2 protein-coding genes are annotated in these 4271 nt (G+C 44.6%); both read left to right on the top strand.

Going from position 1 to position 4271, the window contains the following annotated elements:
* Window positions 1–13 precede the first annotated feature (13 nt).
* Window positions 14–1786: a ShlB/FhaC/HecB family hemolysin secretion/activation protein gene (locus BN200_RS00010; RefSeq protein ID WP_019220353.1), complete on the top strand. Its 1773-nt coding sequence runs from the start codon at window positions 14–16 to the stop codon at window positions 1784–1786.
* A gap of 23 nt (window positions 1787–1809) precedes the next feature.
* Window positions 1810–4271: filamentous hemagglutinin N-terminal domain-containing protein (locus BN200_RS00005; RefSeq protein ID WP_034988792.1), on the top strand; the 2462-nt coding region annotated here is incomplete at its 3' end.

Raw genomic sequence — 4271 nt, 5'->3', positions numbered from 1 at the left:
GGGGAATTTTGTGATGTTTTTTTTCTGGTTAGGCCGCAAGCAGGTTTACAGGATTTTCTTTTCCATTTTTGTATTATATGGCTTTTTTCATGGCGGAATGGCTGATGCGCAGTCTTCTTCTATTTTATCGCAACAATCCCCCACAGATAATTTTGTTCGGCAACAGTCTGAACAGCAAAGATTAGAGAGAATGGAGAATTTACGGGCTTTAACCCCTAAAAAAGCTCCTTCCTCTGTCAAAGAACATCAACAGGCGCTTTTTGGCAGTGGGGCCTGCTTTGCCATTCATCGTATCGTTGTGGATGGAGCTCATCATATCAAAAAGCGCACCATAGCAAAAGTCACGGATCCTTATGTTGGAAAATGTCTAGGTCTTGCAGATATCCAGCTCTTGGTCAAGCAATTGACCAAGGTTTATTTGGATAAAGGCTATGTAACGGCGCGTTTTTATATTCCTGATCAAGACATCAAAAATAGTAAGATATTAAAGTTTGTTGTTGTTGAGGGGAAGCTTTCAGAGATTTACTATAATGGTTCTCCAGCTTCTCCTTACAATCATGTTGTGTGGAGTGCTTTTCCAGGGCTTAAAGGCCATATTCTAAATATGCGCGATATTGAACAGGGGCTTGATCAGATAAACAGGCTTGTTTCAGCCCATGCTAAAAGTGAACTCTTACCAGGGAGTGAAGATGGCAGTACCATTGTGAATATTAGCAATCAACCTGGTAAAGCCTTCAAGGTTAGTGTTTCTCATGATAATTTAGGACAATCCTCAACGGGGTATGCACGTTATAAAGCAGGTTTAAAACTAGAAAATATTTTAGGGATCAATGACGCGTGGGATTTTGGTTATCAACGCAGCCAAACAGATTATTGGGGTGGGAGCAAGCAAGAGGGCCACAGCAATAACATCTCAGCCAGTGTGAGTATGCCTTATGGTTATTGGACCTTTAGTTTGAATGGCACTGTTTATAACTACCAAAGTATTATCCATGGCAATTTTACAGATATTGAGACGACGGGGGATTCCAGTGAATTACACGCCAGTACCAGTAGGGTTCTTCATCGTGATGGTCTTTCACTGACAACGCTCAATGTGGGTCTTTCTTATAAAAGAACCAACAATTACCTTCTTGGCAATAAGATTGAAGTGGGGAGTCGTCAATATAGTGTTGCCAATTTTGGGATTTCGCATTCTCGTCAAATGTTAGGGGGAACGTGGACCTTTGATGTGAGTTATTTACAAGGACTTCCGCTTTTTCATGCAGTTAAAAAATATGAACCAGGAGCGGGGGATGCGGAGCCTCAATTTGCAAAGTTTACTGGTACGATCAGTGCAATGACGCCCTTTCAGGTGGGTGAGTGGCATTTCATACTGAGCAATCTTTTGAGTGGGCAATATTCACCGCATAATTTATTGGGTGCCGAGCAGATTTCGTTGGGGGGAGCTTCCAATGTTCGTGGGACACGCGAGAGTTTGCTTTTTGGCAATAATGGTTTTTTTACTCGTAATGACTTGTCGCTGCGCACCATTGCATGGAGCAACAAGGCGACCCTCAAAAAGGTTTTAGGTGAACTTCGTCCTTATGTTGGTTTGGACTATGGGCGTATTTTTTCACAACCCTTATATGGTTTTACGCATGAACAGCTTGCTGGTTGGACAGCGGGTGTCAAGCTTGCAGGGGGTGTTGTTTCTCTTGATGCGAGTTATTCCAGTATTTTCTGGAGCACAGTGAAGCACAAGAAGTCAGGCACATTTTTTATGACATTCACAATGGATCTTTAAGCATAGCAATGGGGAGTTAAAGCATGAGATATGAGAAGAGAGAGCAAAGAGCCACTTTATTAGAGGTTCTCGTTTCCAGTACGATGCTTAAGAAGGTTTTATTCGGGGGAATTGGTTTTTCTTGTTTTTTAACACCTTCAATGTTGCATGCACAAATTGCTGTTGATCCAGGAGCTAATAGCGCTAATCGTCCTGATATTGTGGCAGCGCCCAATGGTGTTCCGTCAATTGATATTGTCACACCCAACAGCAGCGGTTTATCGCACAATAAATATTATGATTTTAATATTGGTCCTTCTGGTGTTATTTGGAACAATCACGCGAGTGAAGTAGGACAATCGCACTTGGGCGGCATTATGCCGGGAAATCCGCATTTACGTGTTACTGGTTCTGCTAGAGTGATTTTAAATGAAGTGACCAGTGGCAACCACAGTGCCTTAAATGGTCCAGGAGAAGTTTTTGGGCGTCCAGCAGATGTAATTATAGCCAATCCCAATGGGATAAGTTGTAATGGTTGTGGGTTTATTAATACCCCCCATGCGACATTAACCACAGGTGTTCCAGAGATTGATGTCTCTGGCTCTTTGAAAGGGTTTGTGGTGAAAGGGGGAGACATCACTTTTGGTGCAAGGGGAGCGAATTTTTTCTCGAGCCAAGGCGCGGTTGATATTGTTGATATTGTTTCTCGTACGGTGCATTTAGAAGGTCCTGTTGCGGGCAGGGAAATTGGTGTGACAGCAGGAACGGGGAGTTTTGATTACACTTCTCGTCAAATGAAGGACCTGACCGATATTACCGGTAAGCCAGAATATGCCATAGATGGTTCTGCGTTGGGGGCTTTACAGGCGGATCAGATTAAACTTGTCGCGACAGAAAAAGGTGTTGGGGTGCGCATGCGTCATGATATGGCGGCCAATGCGGGACAATTACACCTTTCTGCTGATGGGAAAATCTCGTTACAGAATGTCTTTGGTCATGGCGGGGTTGTTCTCAAATCCAAAAGCCAGAGCGTGTTCGCAAAACAGATTGCCTCCAAAAAGCATATTGAGATTGCCGCACACAAGGATGTGAGGTTAGAGGCAGTTGGTGCTGATGGTCATTTTACAGCAGAAGCACAGGACGGACTTTTAACCATTACAGAAGAAGCAACATCAGGGGGGGAGATGAAACTGTCTTCACGCCGTGCCATCAAAGTCTCTAGGCTAGGGGCAGGTACTGATATGGCATTGGAAACAGGCGGTGATCTGACTATTGCTGGTCATGTTTTCGCTGGAGGTAATTTAAAGGGGCATGCCGGTGGTGATATCAGGGCGCATCTTTTAGCTGGTGGGGTTGATATGGCAGCGACCCAAGCTGCTGGCAGCCTTGTTTTGGGCAATCAAGGGGGTGTTGATCTTCGCAGTAAGGAGGGCATGATTGATGCCGAAAGCATTTATGGAGCGGGAGATATCACACTGGTTGCTCATAAAGGGCTTTCGCTTTCTCGATCAATTATCTCGCATCAAAATATAGCCATCCATGCCAACCCCAATGTTGGGATTCATTTTCATCAACTTGCCTCTTATGGAAGGGCAGACATTAGTGGTGGAGCGGTTGATTTTTCTTCGTTGATGACGGGTGGGGATGCTGTTTTAAAGGTAGGCAGTCTTGATGCCGGCACAGTGATGACAGGTTTAGATTTTGTGAGCTCTCAGGTAAGCCCTGCGAATCCTTCTGGTGATCTTGTTTTTTACGAGAAAGGTTCCCTTTCGATTGCGGCACAAAGGGGGGTAAAGGTTGGACATATTATCAGTGGTGAAAATATTGAAATTTTTGCAGGCAACGACATTTACTATGATCAGGTCATAGGGTACGGCAGGGCCACATTAACATCTGTTTCAGGCGGGATCAGTGTTGAGAATGTGTTGTCTGCCAGGGGGGATGTGAGGTTGACAGCACCGACGCTGGATTTAAGCAATAATCGTTCTCATATTTACACGCCGCAAACGCTGTATTTAATTGCAGATCATATTGATGTTTCGGGGAGCGCATTGACCTATGGTGGATTGGATTTTCACAGCACCAATGCCCTTGATATTCATCATGCGAGGCTACAAGCAGTAACAGATGAGGGGGGAAGTGGAGACATTCTCTTTGTTGCGCCAGGCGTTATGGTTGATGAGGCAACATCGGTTTTAGCGGCACGAGGTTTTACCATCAAAACAGGGGAGCTTCAAAATAGTGGTCAATTGGCAGCGGGTCAGAATTTAGTCTTTCGCGTGAGAGGGAATGCGACCAATAACAAAACGGGTTTAATCTATGTGGGGGGAAGTGGAGCCCTCAAGGTTGATGGGGCTTTGTTGAATGATGCTGGCGCTATGATGGCAGAGGGTGATTTATCTTTCACCAATGCTGATGGCACAGGAAAGAGCCTTTCTCTTGTCAACAAAGCAGGCTTGATTCAAGCCGGTGCAAACTTAAGCATCCAAACCAAAACATTGAAAAA

The sequence above is a fragment of the Bartonella senegalensis OS02 genome (genome assembly GCF_000312545.1).
GTDB classification, from domain to species: Bacteria; Pseudomonadota; Alphaproteobacteria; order Rhizobiales; family Rhizobiaceae; genus Bartonella; species Bartonella senegalensis.
Note: the sequence above shows the minus strand (reverse complement) of the source record. Positions and strands in the feature narration are given on the sequence as shown.

Excerpts from the sequence above, each read along its gene's own strand:
- BN200_RS00010 (WP_019220353.1), top strand. The coding sequence starts at position 14 with ATGTTTTTTTTCTGGTTAGGCCGCAAGCAGGTTTACAGGATTTTCTTT.